Consider the following 15,809-nt stretch of genomic DNA (forward strand, 5'->3'; position numbering starts at 1 on the left):
TTTATGGCGACCTTTTTCTTTTTACATCCTTCCTGCCAGCGCCTCAACGCGTGCTATCGCTGTCAGCAACCGTTCTTCCGTCACCGCCTCTGCCATATTCTCCATATCCGGCGCATGCACCGATTCACGCACAATCAGCGCCAGCTCGGCCGCGTCCAGTTCGGCAATCTCTGACAGCCGCAGCGGTACGCCACAATCGCGCGCCAGACGCATCTCTGCCAGCACTTCTTCATCGCTGCGATGCTCCAGCGCCAGCAGGCATAGGTTGCCAAAGCCCACCAGCAGACCATGACCAAACTCGCGGGTTTTGTCGCAGAAGGTAAAACCTTCATAAATAGCATGGGAGGCCGCCGCATGCGCACCGTTGCTCATCAGTGAGGTTAATCCTGCCCAGGTGAAAATCGCATCCAGCACCTGATCCAGCGCGCTACCGCTCTCGCCACGCAGCACGGCAGCAAAGGCAGCAGGGCCATGTTCAGCGATCACGTCATAACAAATCTTGCTATGCGCCAGGGAGGATAACGCATTGCCTTCCCGTGCCGGGTGACGTGTGCTGACGGCGCGGAACTCGTACCATTTCGCCAGGGTATCGCCCAGCCCGGCAGCCAGCCAGCGCGGCGGGGCTTTTGCCAGCAGGGCGCTGTCGATCACCACTGCCGCCGGAGCCTGCGGCAGCGGGAAAATGTCAAAGAAATTGCCGTTATCATCGTAGCGGATACTCAGCGGGGTCACCGCTGAACAGGTGGCGGCGATGGTTGGAATGGTGACAATCGGCAGGCCAAGCTGCGCGGCAACCGCTTTACAGGTATCCAGCGATTTACCGCCGCCCACCCCGATAATCATATCCGCCTGCAATTCGCTGGCGATGCCTGCCAGACGATTGATATGGTTGATTGATGTCTCGCCACCAAACCACTGCTGGGCCAGCAGTGTCACCTCGGCCGCCAGCAATTGGGCGCGTACCTGGCTTTCCACCGCATGCAGCGCCTGATGGCCACCGATCAACAGCGCGCGTTTACCCAGGCTGGCGCACACCTCTCCCAGCTGATTGATCACTCCCGCGCCGCGCAGGACGCGGGCCGGAAACACCAGATTCATTTGTGTCATTGCTTCTTCTTCTCTGTATAACGGACGCCAGGCAACACGCACAGCATCTCATAAAGGATATTGGCCGCCAGCTGTGAGGTCATGCCACTGTGCTCATCATTACCCGCCTCGCCTGCGGGAAAAATCCTTGACAGCAGATAATCACTTCAGAGATTACTTAACTTTAGCCAGCAATCTCTGAAGGAAAATGGTGCAACCTTTACCCAATCTCAAACTGCTACAGGTGTTTGCCAGCGTGGTGGAAAATCAGGGCTATTCCCGCGCTCAGCAGGCGCTGAACATGACCACGCCCGCCATCAGCGCCTATATGAGCGAGCTGGAAACCCAGCTCGGGTTTATTCTGTGCCAGCGTGGGCGTGGCGGCTTTAGCCTCACCAGCAAAGGAGAGCAGTTTTATCGTTACAGCCAGCAGATGCTGGCGACGCTGGCGGGCTGGCAGGAGCAAGTGGAGACGCTGAAAAGCGCGCAGGGCGGCACCTTCTCGCTGGGGGTGGTGGACGCCACCGTCACCGACAGCACGCTGGATTTGCCCGCTGCTATTGCGCGTTTTAATCAGCGCTTTCCGGCGGTGTTTTTTAACCTCAGCGTGCGCGATCCCAACGAATTGCAGCAGCAACTGCTGGAGGATCGGCTCGACCTGGCGATTGGTCACTTTCCGCTGCGCGCCAGCAATCTGGTCACCATCCCGTTATACGAGGAGCAGCACTGGTTGTATTGCAGCCCGCAGCACCCGCTGGCGCAGGGCGTGCCGGATATGCGTAGCGTGCAGCAAACCGGGATGGTCACCCGGCGCTACTGGAATCAGCAGGAGCTGAACAAACGGGGCTTCCGCCAGAGCACTGCCTCGGTGGAAAGTATCGAAGCGCAGCTGACATTGATCCTCAGTGGGCGTTTTATTGGTTATCTGCCGGAACATTACGCGCGCAGCTGGGAGCAGCAGGGGGCGCTGTGTCGTTTGCTGCCGCAACATTTTCAGTTTCGTGCGCCGTTTTCCTTTGCCTTCCGGCGTGGACGCGCCCGCGAAACGCTGATCCGCGCGATGCGCGAAATCCTGAATCCAGCGCGAAAAAATAGCAGCGAAAGCTGACGCTGTGGCGATACTGTGTAAAAATACAGGCTATTTTCCCGAAAGAAGTCAAAGATAATGGCCCTGACAGCAGCGATAAAAAGCCAGATTGCGCAATGGTATAAGGCGCTGCAACAGCAGGTTCCTGACTTTATTCCACGCGCGCCACAGCGACAGATGATTGCCGAAGTGGCGAAAAGTCTTGCCGGTGATGAAGGTCGCCATCTGGCGATCGAAGCCCCCACCGGCGTGGGGAAAACCCTGTCGTACCTGATCCCTGGCATTGCCGTCAGCCGCGCGGAAGAGAAGCGGCTGGTGATCAGCACTGCCAACGTGGCGTTGCAGGATCAAATATTCAGCAAAGACCTGCCGCTGCTGAAGAAAATCATTCCCGACCTCACCTTTACCGCGGCTTTTGGGCGTGGACGCTATGTTTGCCCGCGTAACCTCGCGGCACTGGCGGCGAGCGAAGATCAGCAGGGCGATCTGCTGCTGTATCTCGATGATGAGGCGGTGACCGGCTCCAAAGAGGAGCAAAAGTTGTGTGCCGGGCTGGAAAAGCAGCTCAGCCGCTACCAGTGGGATGGGCTGCGCGATCATACCGATGTCGCCATCAATGACAGCCTGTGGCAGCGTCTCTCCACCGACAAAGCCAACTGCCTGGGTCATCACTGCCGCTGGTATCGCGAATGCCCGTTCTTTGTCGCACGGCGCGAGATTGAGCAGGCGGATGTGGTGGTGGCTAACCACGCGCTGGTGATGGCGGCGATGGAGAACGAATCGGTGCTGCCGCCCGCCAAACACCTGATGCTGGTGCTGGATGAAGGCCATCATCTGCCGGAAGTGGCGCGTGATGCGCTGGAGATGAGCGCCGAGATCACCCCTGGCTGGAGCAGTCTGCAACTCGATCTGTTTGTGCGCCTGGTGGAAACCATCATGGCGCAGTTCCGCCCGAAATCGCCGCCTCCGCTCACTAATCCCGAACGGCTGAAAGGCCACTGCGATGAAATGCGTGAACTGTTGCAGATACTGTGCGATGCACTCAATCCGCTGCTGCCCGCCAATAACCAGCCGGGTGAGTTTCGCTTTGTGCTGGGGGAGCTGCCGGAAGAATTGCTGACGATGTGCGCGCGGCTGTTCAAACTCAGCGATGCGCTGCGTGGTCTGGCGGAAGGATTGCTGAATGAACTCGGCGATCAGACCGGCAAAGCCGATATCATGCGGCTGCATAAAGCGATTTTGCAGCTTAACCGCCACTTTGGCTGGTTCGAATCCATCAGCAAATTGTGGCGGCTGGCGGCGCTGGAAAAAGCCTCCAACGCGCCGGTATCCAAATGGATAACGCGTGAACTGCGCGATGGTCAGGCACATTTGCTGTTTCACTGCGCGGGCATTCGCGTCAGCGACCAGCTGGAAAAATTGCTGTGGCGCAAAGTTCCCCATGTGGTGGTGACCTCAGCGACGTTGCGTTCGCTCAACAGCTTTAACCGCTTGCAGGAAATGTCGGGGCTGAATGAAAAAGCCGGTGACCGCTTCGTGGCGCTCGATTCGCCGTTCCAGCATGTCGATCAGGGCAAGCTGGTGATCCCGCAGATGCGTTACGAACCGCTGATGAGCCATGAAACGGAGCACATCGCGGAAATGGCGCGTTTCTTTCGTGCGCAAATGGCGCAGGAAAAACACCGCGGGGTGCTGGTGTTGTTTGCCAGCGGGCGTGCCATGCAGCAGTTTCTGACCCATGTCACCGATCTGCGCTTGTCGATGCTGGTGCAGGGCGATCAGCCGCGTTACCGGCTGGTGGAGCTGCATCGTCAGCGCGTCGAACAGGGTAAAACCAGTATCCTGGTGGGGCTGCAATCCTTTGCCGAAGGGCTGGACCTGAAAGGGGATTTGCTGTCGCAGGTGCATATCCACAAAATTGCTTTTCCCCCGGTGGACAGTCCGGTAATTTTGACCGAAGGGGAGTGGCTGAAGAGCCTCAGACGCTACCCCTTTGAGGTGCAGAGTTTACCCAGCGCCTCCTTTACGCTGATCCAGCAGGTGGGCCGTCTGATTCGCAGCCATCAATGCTTCGGTGAGATCGTCATTTACGACCGGCGCTTAATCAGCAAGCCGTATGGCAGTCGCCTGCTGGCGGCATTACCGGTGTTCCCGATTGAACAGCCGCCAATGCCCGAGGCCACCACTGAATCACCCGCGCCGCGCAAACGGCGTGTAAGCAGAAGGAGTTGAGCATGTTGTATACCCCCCGGGCGTTTAATCAGCCGGATGCCGAAGCGCAGCGCCAGCTGGTGCTGCGTCATCCGCTGGGACTGCTGATTTCCAATGGTGAAGCGGGTCCGCTTGCCACCCCGTTACCGTTTTTATTGCAGGTCGATGAGCAGGGCGAATGGGTGTTGCAGGGGCATTTATCGCGTGCCAATCCTCACCTGAAGGCGCTGGAAGAGGGCGCGTCCGTGCTGGTGGTGTTCCAGGGCGAGCAGGGTTACATCACCCCGGCCTGGTATGAAGAGAAGGCGCGCAGCGGCAAAGCGGTGCCGACCTGGAACTACCTGACACTGCACTGCCGTGGCGCGCTGACGCGTCATGACAACGCCGACTGGCTGCGGGAGCAGGTGGCGCGGCTTACCGAACAGCAGGAGCAGGACATGTCGCAGCCGTGGGCGGTCAACGATGCGCCAGCGCCGTATATCGACAGCATGATCAAAGCCATTGTTGGCATTGAAATTCGTGTCACCCAACGCGAAGGTAAGTGGAAACTCAATCAAAACCGCAGCCTGACGGATCGCCAGCAGGTGGCAGACGGTTTGCAGCAACAGCAGAACACCCCTTTGGCCGCCGAGATGCGGCGCACACTGGAAGCGGAAACTCCTGATGGAACTGAATAAAATCATTAAAGAGATCGGGCGGGGTAAAAATCACGCGCGCGATATCGATTTCGACACCGCCGTGGCGCTGTACAGCGCCATACTGGCGGGTGACGTGCCGGACCTGGAACTGGGCGGCGTGCTGATCGCGCTGCGCATCAAAGGGGAAGGGGAAGCGGAGATGCTCGGCTTCTATCAGGCGATGCAGCAGCAAATGATGCGTCTGCAACCCCCGGCCGGGCGTCCGATGCCGATCGTCATCCCCAGTTACAACGGCGCACGCCGTCAGGGCAACCTGACGCCGCTGCTGGCGCTGTTGCTGGTAAAACTCGGCTTTCCGGTACTGATGCACGGCGTCAGTGATGATCCGACGCGCGTCACCAGCGAAGAGGTGCTGGCGGCACTGGGTATTAGCCCGGTCAGCAGCGCGCAGCAGGCGCAGGCGGCGCTGGACAGCGGCGGACTGGCGTTTATCACCATCGATAATTTATGCCCGCCGATGGCGAAACAGCTGTCGCTACGCTGGCGTATGGGAGTGCGGAATAGCGCCCACACGCTGGCAAAACTGGCGACCCCCTTTGCCGAACGTGCAGCGTTGCGTCTTGCCAGCGTTTCCCATCCCGAATATGTCGCGCGTGTCGGTAAATTCTTTCAGGATATTGATGCCCCGGCGATTTTGCTCAACGGCACTGAGGGCGAGGTGTATGCCAATCCACAGCGCTGCCCGGCGATCAACTATATTCAGGGCGCTGGCGGTGAAGCGGAGGTGTGGATTGATCGTCAGCCGGAGTGTGAGGCAGAACTTCCCGCGTCCAAAAGCGCCAGTGACACGGCGGGCTGGATACGTGCGGTGCTGGCAGGGGAACGCGCGGTGCCGCAGGCGCTGCGCCTGCAACTGGCCTGTTGCCTGGTCGCCAGCGGGGAAAGTGCCAGCCTGGCAGCGGCCGAAACGCGCCTCAGCCAGGCAGGACTCTGAGGGATCAGGCTTTCGCCAGCGTGCTTTCCACCAACTGCTGCCAGAAGGTGATGCCAATTGGCAGCAGCTCATCATTGAAGTCGTAACAGGCGTTATGCAGCGGTGCTGAAGGCGTAGCGCCATCGGCACCCAGCCAGAAATAAGCCCCCGGACAGGCTTCCAGCATACAGGCGAAGTCTTCCGAAGCCATCGACGGATTGACCTGCCAGTGCACCTGCTGCTCGCCCAGTAACTGAGCAGCGGCCTGGCGCACCTGTTCTGCCTGTTCAGCATGATTGGCGGTGACCGGATAGCCCGGATACCAGTGAATCTCGCCACTGACGCCAAACGGGCGCGGCAGCGTAGTGACAAAATCCTCAATCAATCCACGTACCCGATCGCGCACCTCGGTTTGCAGGCAGCGCACCGTGCCGCGTAACACGATCTGCTCCGGGATAACGTTAATCGCTTCCCCGCCGTGGATTTGCGTGACGCTCACCACCGCTGACGCGAGGGGCGATAAGCGACGTGACGGAATGGTTTGCAGCGCCAGAATCAGTTCGGCGGCCACCACCATCGGGTCAGCACCGCTTTCCGGCATCGCCGCATGGCAGCTTTTGCCGTTGAGGGTGATTTCAAACGAATCAAGCGAGGCCATCATCGCTCCGGCATTGACCGCCAGCGAGCCGACCGGTAAGCCAGGCCAGTTATGCATGGCATAAATCGCATCCATCGGGAAACGCTGGAACAGACCTTCTTCCACCATTTTGCGCGCGCCGCCGAGGTTTTCTTCGGCGGGCTGAAAAATAAAATGCACCGTGCCGCTGAACCGGCGTGTGGCGGCCAGCTGGCAGGCTGCCGCCAGCAGCACCGCGGTGTGACCATCGTGCCCGCAGGCGTGCATCACGCCGGGTTGGCTGGATTTCCACTGTGGATTGCCTTTTTCGGTAATCGGCAGCGCGTCCATATCGGCGCGCAGACCAATCACCGGCCCCGGACCGTTCTCCAGCGTGCCAATCACGCCGGTGCCTGCCAGACCACGAAATACCTGCAAACCCGCATCGCTGAGTACCTGCGCCACCAGGTCGCTGGTGCGCTGTTCCTGGTAACCCAGTTCCGGATGTTGGTGCAACTGGCGACGCCAGCGCAGGGCGTTTTCGAGCAGGGCGGCAGGCAGGGTCATAGGGCAGAATTCTCCATCAGCAGCAGTACCTCCATAAACCGATACCGCAGGAAATTAAGTTATCACTGTAGTGGCAAGCGCGGGGTGGCGTCTATCGCAGAACGGGAGAATTTGGCTATAGGCTATAGCGAAATGGAATAAATATGTCGGGTGAATAAAAATTGCATGAATATTCATCAGGTCGCCATTAATGGCGACCCTACAGATTTGCTGACAACGTAGGGTCGGCATTTATGCCGACCTGACGACAATTAACGCTTATTTCAGCATCGGCAGATTCAGCCCGTGCTCTTTCGCACAAGCCTGCGCCTGCTCGTAACCGGCATCAGCATGACGCATCACACCGGTGGCCGGATCGTTCCACAACACGCGTGCCAGACGCACATCCGCTTCGGCGCTGCCGTCACAGACGATCACCACACCGGCATGCTGCGAGAAGCCCATACCGACCCCGCCGCCGTGATGCAGACTGACCCAGGTCGCGCCACCTGCGGTGTTCAGCAGGGCGTTGAGCAGCGGCCAGTCGGAAACCGCATCCGACCCATCTTTCATCGCTTCAGTTTCACGGTTCGGTGAGGCGACCGAGCCACAGTCGAGGTGGTCACGACCAATAACAATCGGTGCTTTCAGCTCGCCGTTACGCACCATCTCGTTGAACGCCAGCGCGGCTTTATGGCGCTCGCCGAGGCCCAGCCAGCAGATACGTGCCGGTAATCCCTGGAACGCGATACGCTCCTGTGCCATATCCAGCCAGCGATGCAGGTTCTTGTGATCCGGGAACAATTCTTTCAGTTTGGCATCGGTTTTATAGATATCTTCCGGATCGCCCGACAGCGCCACCCAGCGGAACGGACCTTTACCTTCGCAGAACAGCGGGCGGATATAGGCCGGTACAAAGCCCGGGAAATCAAAGGCATTTTCTACGCCTTCATCCAGCGCCACCTGACGAATGTTGTTGCCGTAATCCACCGTCGGAATGCCCATATGACAGAAATCGAGCATCGCCTGAACGTGGGTTGCCATTGAGGCGCGCGCCGCTTTTTCTACCGCTTTCGGGTTGCTGACTTTCTCGGCCTGCCAGCGATCGAGATCCCAGCCAATCGGCAGATAACCGTTCACCGGATCGTGGGCTGAAGTCTGGTCAGTGACGATATCCGGCTTCATTCCACCCGCTTTGGCGCGTTTCACCAGCTCTGGCAGAATTTCCGCCGCATTGCCCAGCAGGCCGACAGAAATGGCTTTCTTCGCTTTGGTGGCCTCGTCGATCAACTGCAACGCTTCGTCGAGGGTATAGGCTTTGTGGTCAACATAACGGGTGCGCAGACGGAAATCGATACGTGATTCCTGGCACTCAATCGCCAGCACGCAGGCACCGGCCAGCACGCCCGCCAGCGGTTGTGCGCCGCCCATGCCGCCAAGACCGGCGGTGAGGATCCAGCGTCCACTCAGATCGTTATCGTAATGCTGACGACCGGCTTCGACGAAGGTTTCGAAGGTGCCCTGCACGATGCCCTGGGCACCGATGTAGATCCAGGAACCGGCGGTCATCTGGCCGTACATCATCAGGCCGGCTTTATCCAGCTCATGGAAGTGATCCCAGGTGGCCCAGTGTGGCACCAGGTTGGAGTTTGCCAGTAGCACGCGCGGCGCGTCAGCATGGGTACGGAACACACCAACCGGCTTGCCCGACTGAATCAATAACGTTTCTTCCGGTTGCAGGGCGCGTAGCGAACGCAGAATCTGCTCGAAGCATTCCCAGTTACGTGCTGCTTTACCGATGCCGCCGTACACCACCAGATCTTCCGGGCGTTCAGCCACGTCGGGATCGAGGTTGTTCTGGATCATGCGGTAAGCCGCTTCAATCAACCAGTTGGCGCAGTGGAGTTCAGAACCGTGCGGAGCACGGATTTCACGGGCAACTGCCTGGGTCAGAGTTTCGCTCATCATCAGTTCCTTTATTCAACATTGGGTGGTGCGCATGCTCGGCAGCAGCGCAGAAAGGGCTTCCGGCCAGGCATTGCTGCTGGCCCACTGGCGCATGGTGTCGATATCCGGTGCCAGTAAACGATCCTGATCGAGGAAGGCGACCTGGGCGCGAATGCGACCCATCTCCTGCTCGATAGTGGTGGAACTTTGCAGAGGACGGTGGAAATCGATCCCCTGGGCGGCGGCCATCGCTTCAATCCCCACCACGGCGGCGGTGTTGAAACACATGCTGCCAAGACGGCGTGCAGCGTAGGTCGCCATCGAAACATGGTCTTCCTGGTTGGCGGACGTCGGCAGGCTATCGACGCTGCCTGGATGCGCCAGCGATTTGTTTTCCGAGGCCAGCGCGGCGGCAGTGACCTGCGCGATCATAAAGCCGGAGTTGACGCCACCGTCACGCACCAGGAAAGGCGGCAGACCGGAGAGTCCGGTATCCAGCAGCAGCGCCAGGCGACGTTCGGAAATCGCGCCCACTTCGGCCACGGCCAGGGCGATGATATCGGCGGCAAAAGCCACCGGCTCGGCGTGGAAGTTGCCGCCGGAAATCACGTCGCCGGTGTCGCTAAATACCAGCGGATTGTCCGAGGCAGCGTTGGCCTCAATCTGCAATATCCGGGCGGCATGGCTGAGGTTGTCAAGACAGGCACCCATCACCTGCGGTACGCAGCGGATGGAGTAGGGGTCCTGCACCCGGCCACAGTTGGCGTGCGAGCTGAGGATCTCACTGCCTTCCAGCAGCGTACTGACCGCCGCCGCCACCGCGATTTGTCCCTGCTGGCCGCGCGCCAGGTGAATACGCGCATCAAAGGGTTTGATGGAGCCTTTGATGGCTTCCAGCGACAGCGCACCGGCCATCAGTCCGGCAGCGAACAGGTTTTCCCCTTCGAACAGGCCACGCAGCGCCAGCGCGGTAGAGACCTGGGTGCCATTCAGCAGCGCCAGACCTTCTTTCGGACCGAGCACAAACGGCGTCAGACCCACGCGTGCCAGGCCTTCAGTGGCGGGGATCAAGCTACCTTCAACGCGGACCTGACCTTCGCCCAGCAGCATCAGTGACAGATGTGCCAGCGGGGCGAGGTCGCCGGATGCGCCGACGGAACCCTTCTCCGGAATGCACGGCATCACACCGGCGTTGAACAGCGCCAGTAACGCTTCGATCAGGGAAATACGAATCCCGGAATGGCCGCGTGCCAGGCTGATGATTTTGGTGGCGACCACCAGACGAGTGACGTTATCAGGCAGCAACTCACCCAGACCAACGCTGTGCGACAGCACCAGGTTACGTTGCAGTTCGGCGAGGCGGCCAGCCGGAATCTGCGTCTGCGCCAGTTTGCCAAAGCCGGTATTGATGCCATACACCACGTTGCCCGAGGCGACAATGGCATCAACGGTCGCGCTGGCCCGATCGATGGCGGCACGTGCCTCATCAGCCAGCGTCAGTGCGACGCCACCCTGGTAAATCGCGCGCAGTGTGGCGAGGTCCACTTCACCGGGAACGAGGCGAATATTCTGAACCGAACCTGACATAGTCTACTCCTGTCTATACAAGTAAAACGGCAATCCCGGATAATGCTGGCATGTGGAAGTGCTGCCGGAGATGCCATGAATAATGCGAGTGAAGCATAAGTGTCTATTCTTGTCTATACAAGTAGCAAGCACTGTGCCAGATTGATCACATTCTTTGCCGGGCGTGGCAGAGCCTTCTGGCCTTCGGATCGCCGAAGGCATTGCACTGTAATAAGGCAAATGTTGCACAGGAAGCGGGACTGTTGCACAGCGGGATGTATATACATTTACGCGTTGAGACAGTAAACTTTGGGCACTATCAGGAAAAGGAACAGGATATGGTTGAGCAGACGGCAATAGCACAACTGGCCGCGGCCATGGGTGATGAGCCTGCGCCGATTTACCAGCGCGTTAAGCAGGCGATTATCAGCCAGATCCGTGAAGGTCACTGGAAGGCCAATCAACGTGTACCCTCGGAAAGCGAGCTGGTGAATGAACTTGGCGTCAGCCGCATGACCATTAACCGGGCGCTGCGTGAACTGACCAGCGAAGGTTTTCTGGTGCGTATGCAGGGTGTCGGCACGTTCGTCGCCGAGATGAAGGGCTACACCGCGATGCTGGAGGTGCACAACATTGCGGATGAGATCGCCCAGCGTGGTCATCGTCACAGCTGTAAAATTCTGTCCCTCGGGCAGATGAAGGCGGACCCGGAGCAGGCGGCGGTGCTGGGTTTATCCACCGGCCAGATGCTGTTCCATTCGCTGATCGTGCATTACGAGAACGATTTGCCGGTGCAGCTGGAGGATCGTCTGGTCAACCCGCTGGTGGCACCGGATTATCTCAGCCAGGACTACCACCAGCTGACGCCTTATACCTATCTGATGCGGGTCGCGCCGTTAACCGCCGGTGAGCATATTGTCGAAGCGGTGCTGCCGGATCTGCGCCAGCGTAAGCATCTGGCGCTGGATGAGCACGAACCCTGCCTGCTGATCCGTCGCCAGACATGGAGTGACAACAAAATCGTGACCTATGCGCGTCTGCTCTATCCCGGCTCGCGTTACAAATTGCTGGGCCGCTTCAGAGGACACGGCTAAGCGCGGTAAACAACAGGCTGGCATCCGCAGAGCAGGGTGCCAGCTGCGTCATCTCATCCAGCCACCACATCCCCTGATTTACCGTGAAAACCTCGCCTTCCGCTGTTTGCCAGCTGCCCGCCAGCACCCAGGCGACGCCATGTACGCTACCGATCGGCTGCTGCTGCACCGTAACCTGCGCCTGCCAGCTGTCGCGTCGCGTCATGATATTGAAATCCTGACAGGCGCTGCCACCAATCTGTGCGTCAATCGCCCACTCGCCCGGAAACGGCCAGGGTTGATGCGGTTGTAGCTGCTGTTCGCCCTGTGCACAGCGCAACAGCACGCTATCGCCATGCAGCAGGGTGATCACCCGGTCGATACCGGGGAACGGGGAAAAAGGGCCGTCTGCGGCGATGGTGGCGATACTGGCGCGCCAGGCAAAATCCGCCGCACCCGGCGGATAACTGATGATTTCGCGGGTTTCGCCGCCGCCGTTGCGCCAGCGGCTGACGGGTAAACCGTCGTAATCGAAACGGGTTCTCATCGCAGTGCCCTCATGGCAGCGGCAAAGCGTGCGGCACAGGCTTCTTCCGCCGGATGCTGGCCTTGCTCGATCACCGCCTGACCGGCGACATAAACATCGTGAATTTGCTCACGCTGCCCGGCAAATAACCAGCGATTCAGCAACGAAGCGCTGTCCACACTGCTTAACCAGGCATCCGCTTTCAGTACCAGCCAGTCAGCGCGTTTGCCCGGCGCCAGCTCACCGTTCTGAATACCACAGGCCTGCGCGCCACCCTGGGCCGCCTGTTGCCACAGCAGATCGCCAACGAAAGGCTGGTCAGCGGTGGTGATACGGTTACGACGGCGATCGCGCAGACGCTGGCCGTATTCCAGCCAGCGCAACTCCTCCAGCGTGCTCAGGGAGACGTGGCTGTCGGAACCGATGCCCCAGCGTCCCCCGCGGGCGATATATTCCACCGCCGGAAAGATGCCGTCACCCAGGTTGGCTTCGGTGGTCGGACACAATCCGGCCACCGCACCACTGGCGGCGAGGCGGACAATTTCGTCGTCATCAAGGTGGGTGGCGTGGATCAGGCACCAGCGGGCATCGACGTCAAAGCGATTCATCAGCCAGGCCACCGGACGTTCACCGCTCCACGCCAGACTGTCGTTGACCTCTTTTTCCTGCTCGGCCACATGAATATGCACCGGCAAAGGGTCCGGACTGGCCGCCAGCACCTCGCGCATCTGTGCCTCATTCACCGCGCGCAGCGAGTGAAAGCACAGGCCATGATTGAACAACGGTTTGTCCGCTACCCAGCGGCTCAGTCGCTGCTGTTGTTGCAGGTAAGCCTCGGTCTGCTGGATAAAACGGCGCTGACCGTCGCTGGCGGGTTGCGAGCCGAATCCACTGTAGCTGTACAGCACGGGCAGCAGCGTCTGACCGATCCCGGCGGTGTCCGCCGCTGCCATCAGCTGTTGCAGCATGTCATCGTGCGGATAGGCTTTGCCCCCGGCGTCATGATGCAGATAGTGGAATTCCGCCACCTGGGTATAGCCGCCTTTCAGCATCTCGATATACAACAGCGCGGCAATATCGCCCACCTGCTGTGGCGAGAGGCGCTGCACCATGCGGTACATCAGGTCGCGCCAGGTCCAGAAACTGTCCTGCGGATCGCCCGCCACTTCGGCCAGCCCGGCCATGGCGCGCTGAAACGCATGGGAATGCAGATTAGCAATCGCCGGGATCACCGGTCCTGCCAGACGAGTCGCCTCGCCAGGCTCGCTATCAGGGGTTAACGCGGTGATCACCCCGGCGGGGTTGACAGTTATCAGCACCTGCTCATGCCAGCCATCGGCCAGCAGTGCCCGTGGGGCAAAAAAAGTTGCCATGGTTGATCCTTAGCGGCGGTTAGTTGTATATACATATACATACTTTGAGGCACAGTGTAAATCGTGAAAGGCAAGGGGACACGGGAGATGGCAGAAGCAAAGCAGATCGACAGCCTGTGGCTGGGCGCGGATATTGTGACCATGCGCGAAGGCCGTTACAACCTGATTGCCGATGGTGCGCTGGCAGTCGATCAGGGCCAGCTGGTGTGGGTGGGGCCGCGCAGTGAACTGCCGGAATTCCACGCGCGCGAACAGCACCATTTCGATGGTGGCATCATCACCCCTGGGCTGGTGGATTGCCATACCCATCTGGTATTTGGCGGCGACCGCAGCGCAGAATTCGAGCAGCGTCTGAACGGTGTCAGCTATGCCGAAATCGCCGCGCAGGGCGGTGGTATTCTCTCCACGGTGCGCGCTACCCGCGCCGCCACTCAGGAACAACTGGTGGCGTCGGCACGCTGGCGGCTGGATCGTCTGCTGGCGGAAGGGGTGACGACGGTAGAGATCAAATCCGGCTATGGGCTGGATGAAGCCAGCGAGCTGACCATGTTGCGCGCCATCCGTGAACTGGCACAAAACGTGCCTGCTGATGTACTGGCAACCTGTCTGGCGGCGCATAGCTTCCCGCCTGAGTTTAAAGACAACCCGCAGGGCTGGGTGGATATCATCTGTGATCGTCTGTTGCCGCAGGTGCATGCCGCCGGGCTGGCGGATGCGGTGGATGCTTTCTGTGAACATCTGGCCTTCTCACCTGAGCAGGTGAGCCAGGTGTTTGATAAGGCCAAAGCGCTGGGTATGCCAATCAAACTGCATGCCGAGCAGCTTTCCTCGCTGGGCGGCGCAGCGCTGGCGGCCCGTTATGGCGCGCTGTCGGCTGACCACCTTGAGTACGCCACCGAAAGCGATGCACAGGCGATGGCGCAGCATGGCACCGTTGCGGTCCTGCTGCCTGGCGCGTTTTATCTGCTGCGCGAAACCCAGCGGCCACCGGTGGCATTGTTCCGCCAGTACGGGGTGCCGATGGCACTGGCCAGCGATGCCAATCCGGGTACTTCACCGGCGCTGTCGCTGCGTCTGATGCTGAATATGGGTTGCACGTTGTTTGGCATGACGCCGGAAGAGGCGCTGGCAGGGGTGACCTTGTGGGGCGCGCAGGCGCTGGGTCTGCAGCATACACACGGCTCTCTGGAGCCGGGTAAAGTGGCAAATTTTGTGCACTGGCCGCTGGCACGTCCGGCGGAACTGGTTTACTGGCTGGGCGGCGAGTTGCCGTGCCAGGTTATCTATCGTGGAGAAGCGCAATGACACCGTTTCATTTTACCCAGGGGACGCTGCCGTTACTGGTCAGCATTCCGCACGCCGGAACGCAACTGACACCAGAAGTCGATGCCGGATTAAGCGATGCGGCTCGTGGTCTGCCGGACACCGACTGGCATATCCCGTTACTGTATGATTTTGTGCGCGATTTGGGTGCCAGCGTGCTGATCGGCCACTACTCACGTTTTGTTATCGACCTCAACCGTCCGGCGGACAACCAGCCGTTGTACACCACCGCGACCACGGGACTGTATCCGGAAACCTTGTTTGATGGCACGCCGACCTTTGCCGCAGGCAAAACCCCGACGGCGGAGCAGCGCCAGGGCTATCTTGACCACATCTGGCATCCTTATCATCAGCAGCTGCAGCAGGAGCTGGCGCGCCTGCAAGCGCAGCATGGCTATGCGTTGCTGTTTGATGCGCACTCCATCGCTTCGGTGATCCCACGTTTGTTTGATGGCCCGCTGCCGGATTTGAATATCGGTACCAATGAAGGCGCCAGCTGCACACCGGCGGTGACGGCAGCGATTCAGGCGGTATGCGAAGCGCAGGATGATTACAGCTGGGTCATTAACGGACGTTTCAAGGGCGGTTATATCACCCGCGCCTATGGTCAGCCACAGCAGGGCGTACAGGCGGTGCAGCTGGAGCTGGCGCAGATTAATTATATGGACGAAACCCCGCCATTTGCGTGGCAGCAGGCGCGTGCTGCGCAGTTGCAGCAGGTGCTGAAACCGCTGATTCAGGCATTTTTGCAACAGGGTAAACCCGCCTGATTGAAACAAACGCGCGATGAATCGCGCCGCTACAAACACCCGCAATGTATCGTAGCGGCGCGATTTATCGCGCA

Annotated in this window: 13 protein-coding genes; 7 read left to right on the top strand and 6 right to left on the bottom strand. The window is 59.6% G+C overall.

The features are described from left to right. Positions 1 to 21: 21 nt before the first annotated feature. The gene (locus tag CUN67_RS06040; protein ID WP_208714426.1) at positions 22 to 1,107 is read right to left on the bottom strand and encodes an iron-containing alcohol dehydrogenase family protein; all 1,086 of its coding nucleotides are present in this window, start codon (positions 1,105 to 1,107) and stop codon (positions 22 to 24) included. A gap of 190 nt (positions 1,108 to 1,297) precedes the next feature. On the opposite strand from CUN67_RS06040, the gene CUN67_RS06045 reads away from it, so the two are divergent. Genes CUN67_RS06045 through ybiB form a run of 4 tightly spaced genes read left to right on the top strand, consistent with a single transcriptional unit; the run spans position 1,298 to position 6,016 of the window. Then, on the top strand, positions 1,298 to 2,194 hold the full coding sequence (locus CUN67_RS06045) for a LysR family transcriptional regulator (RefSeq protein ID WP_208717081.1): 897 nt from the start codon (positions 1,298 to 1,300) through the stop codon (positions 2,192 to 2,194). Between the two features lie 57 nt (positions 2,195 to 2,251). Further along, a complete protein-coding gene (dinG, locus tag CUN67_RS06050) occupies positions 2,252 to 4,405 on the top strand; it encodes an ATP-dependent DNA helicase DinG (RefSeq protein WP_208714427.1) in 2,154 nt (717 codons plus the stop codon). A gap of 2 nt (positions 4,406 to 4,407) precedes the next feature. After that, positions 4,408 to 5,061 carry an FMN-binding negative transcriptional regulator gene (locus tag CUN67_RS06055; protein WP_208714428.1) on the top strand — a complete coding sequence of 218 codons (654 nt, stop codon included), beginning with the start codon at positions 4,408 to 4,410 and terminating at the stop codon, positions 5,059 to 5,061. Continuing rightward, entirely contained in the window at positions 5,048 to 6,016 is a 969-nt protein-coding gene (gene ybiB / locus CUN67_RS06060; protein ID WP_208714429.1) for a DNA-binding protein YbiB, read from the top strand. The genes CUN67_RS06055 and ybiB overlap by 14 nt, the downstream gene beginning before the upstream one ends. A 4-nt stretch (positions 6,017 to 6,020) precedes the next feature. Here the strand turns inward: ybiB and CUN67_RS06065 are convergent, their stop codons facing one another. From CUN67_RS06065 to hutH, 3 genes are all read right to left on the bottom strand, one after another. Next, a complete protein-coding gene (locus CUN67_RS06065) occupies positions 6,021 to 7,178 on the bottom strand; it encodes a M20 aminoacylase family protein (RefSeq protein WP_208714430.1) in 1,158 nt (385 codons plus the stop codon). A 258-nt stretch (positions 7,179 to 7,436) separates the two neighbouring features. Further along, positions 7,437 to 9,122: a urocanate hydratase gene (gene hutU, locus CUN67_RS06070; protein ID WP_208717082.1), complete on the bottom strand. Its 1,686-nt coding sequence runs from the start codon at positions 9,120 to 9,122 to the stop codon at positions 7,437 to 7,439. Positions 9,123 to 9,137: 15 nt separating this feature from the next. Continuing rightward, positions 9,138 to 10,691 (bottom strand): histidine ammonia-lyase, encoded by a 1,554-nt coding sequence (gene hutH, locus CUN67_RS06075; protein ID WP_208714431.1) that lies wholly within the window; start codon positions 10,689 to 10,691, stop codon positions 9,138 to 9,140. 317 nt (positions 10,692 to 11,008) lie between these two features. Between hutH and hutC the strand changes: the two genes are divergently transcribed. After that, positions 11,009 to 11,764: a histidine utilization repressor gene (hutC, locus tag CUN67_RS06080; RefSeq protein WP_208714432.1), complete on the top strand. Its 756-nt coding sequence runs from the start codon at positions 11,009 to 11,011 to the stop codon at positions 11,762 to 11,764. Here hutC and CUN67_RS06085 read toward each other — a convergent pair. Both CUN67_RS06085 and CUN67_RS06090 read right to left on the bottom strand, forming a co-directional pair. Further along, entirely contained in the window at positions 11,748 to 12,290 is a 543-nt protein-coding gene (locus CUN67_RS06085; protein WP_208714433.1) for a HutD/Ves family protein, read from the bottom strand. The genes hutC and CUN67_RS06085 overlap by 17 nt on opposite strands. Further along, positions 12,287 to 13,642, bottom strand: a complete 1,356-nt coding sequence (locus CUN67_RS06090; RefSeq protein WP_208714434.1) for a formimidoylglutamate deiminase — start codon at positions 13,640 to 13,642, stop codon at positions 12,287 to 12,289. Before CUN67_RS06090 ends, CUN67_RS06085 begins: the two co-directional genes overlap by 4 nt. 87 nt (positions 13,643 to 13,729) lie before the next feature. On the opposite strand from CUN67_RS06090, the gene hutI reads away from it, so the two are divergent. Continuing rightward, positions 13,730 to 14,947, top strand: a complete 1,218-nt coding sequence (hutI, locus tag CUN67_RS06095; protein WP_208714435.1) for an imidazolonepropionase — start codon at positions 13,730 to 13,732, stop codon at positions 14,945 to 14,947. Continuing rightward, on the top strand, positions 14,944 to 15,735 hold the full coding sequence (gene hutG / locus CUN67_RS06100) for an N-formylglutamate deformylase (RefSeq protein WP_208714436.1): 792 nt from the start codon (positions 14,944 to 14,946) through the stop codon (positions 15,733 to 15,735). The genes hutI and hutG overlap by 4 nt, the downstream gene beginning before the upstream one ends. Positions 15,736 to 15,809 lie beyond the last annotated feature (74 nt).

Origin of the sequence: Pantoea cypripedii (assembly GCF_011395035.1) — a bacterium.
Classification (GTDB): Bacteria; Pseudomonadota; Gammaproteobacteria; order Enterobacterales; family Enterobacteriaceae; genus Pantoea; species Pantoea cypripedii_A.

Coding starts and splice junctions, on each gene's coding strand:
- CUN67_RS06085 (WP_208714433.1), bottom strand. CDS start 12,290: ATGAGAACCCGTTTCGATTACGACGGTTTACCCGTCAGCCGCTGGCGC.
- ybiB (WP_208714429.1), top strand. CDS start 5,048: ATGGAACTGAATAAAATCATTAAAGAGATCGGGCGGGGTAAAAATCAC.
- hutU (WP_208717082.1), bottom strand. CDS start 9,122: ATGAGCGAAACTCTGACCCAGGCAGTTGCCCGTGAAATCCGTGCTCCG.
- CUN67_RS06055 (WP_208714428.1), top strand. CDS start 4,408: ATGTTGTATACCCCCCGGGCGTTTAATCAGCCGGATGCCGAAGCGCAG.
- CUN67_RS06090 (WP_208714434.1), bottom strand. CDS start 13,642: ATGGCAACTTTTTTTGCCCCACGGGCACTGCTGGCCGATGGCTGGCAT.
- hutI (WP_208714435.1), top strand. CDS start 13,730: ATGGCAGAAGCAAAGCAGATCGACAGCCTGTGGCTGGGCGCGGATATT.
- CUN67_RS06040 (WP_208714426.1), bottom strand. CDS start 1,107: ATGACACAAATGAATCTGGTGTTTCCGGCCCGCGTCCTGCGCGGCGCG.
- hutC (WP_208714432.1), top strand. CDS start 11,009: ATGGTTGAGCAGACGGCAATAGCACAACTGGCCGCGGCCATGGGTGAT.
- dinG (WP_208714427.1), top strand. CDS start 2,252: ATGGCCCTGACAGCAGCGATAAAAAGCCAGATTGCGCAATGGTATAAG.
- hutG (WP_208714436.1), top strand. CDS start 14,944: ATGACACCGTTTCATTTTACCCAGGGGACGCTGCCGTTACTGGTCAGC.
- hutH (WP_208714431.1), bottom strand. CDS start 10,691: ATGTCAGGTTCGGTTCAGAATATTCGCCTCGTTCCCGGTGAAGTGGAC.
- CUN67_RS06065 (WP_208714430.1), bottom strand. CDS start 7,178: ATGACCCTGCCTGCCGCCCTGCTCGAAAACGCCCTGCGCTGGCGTCGC.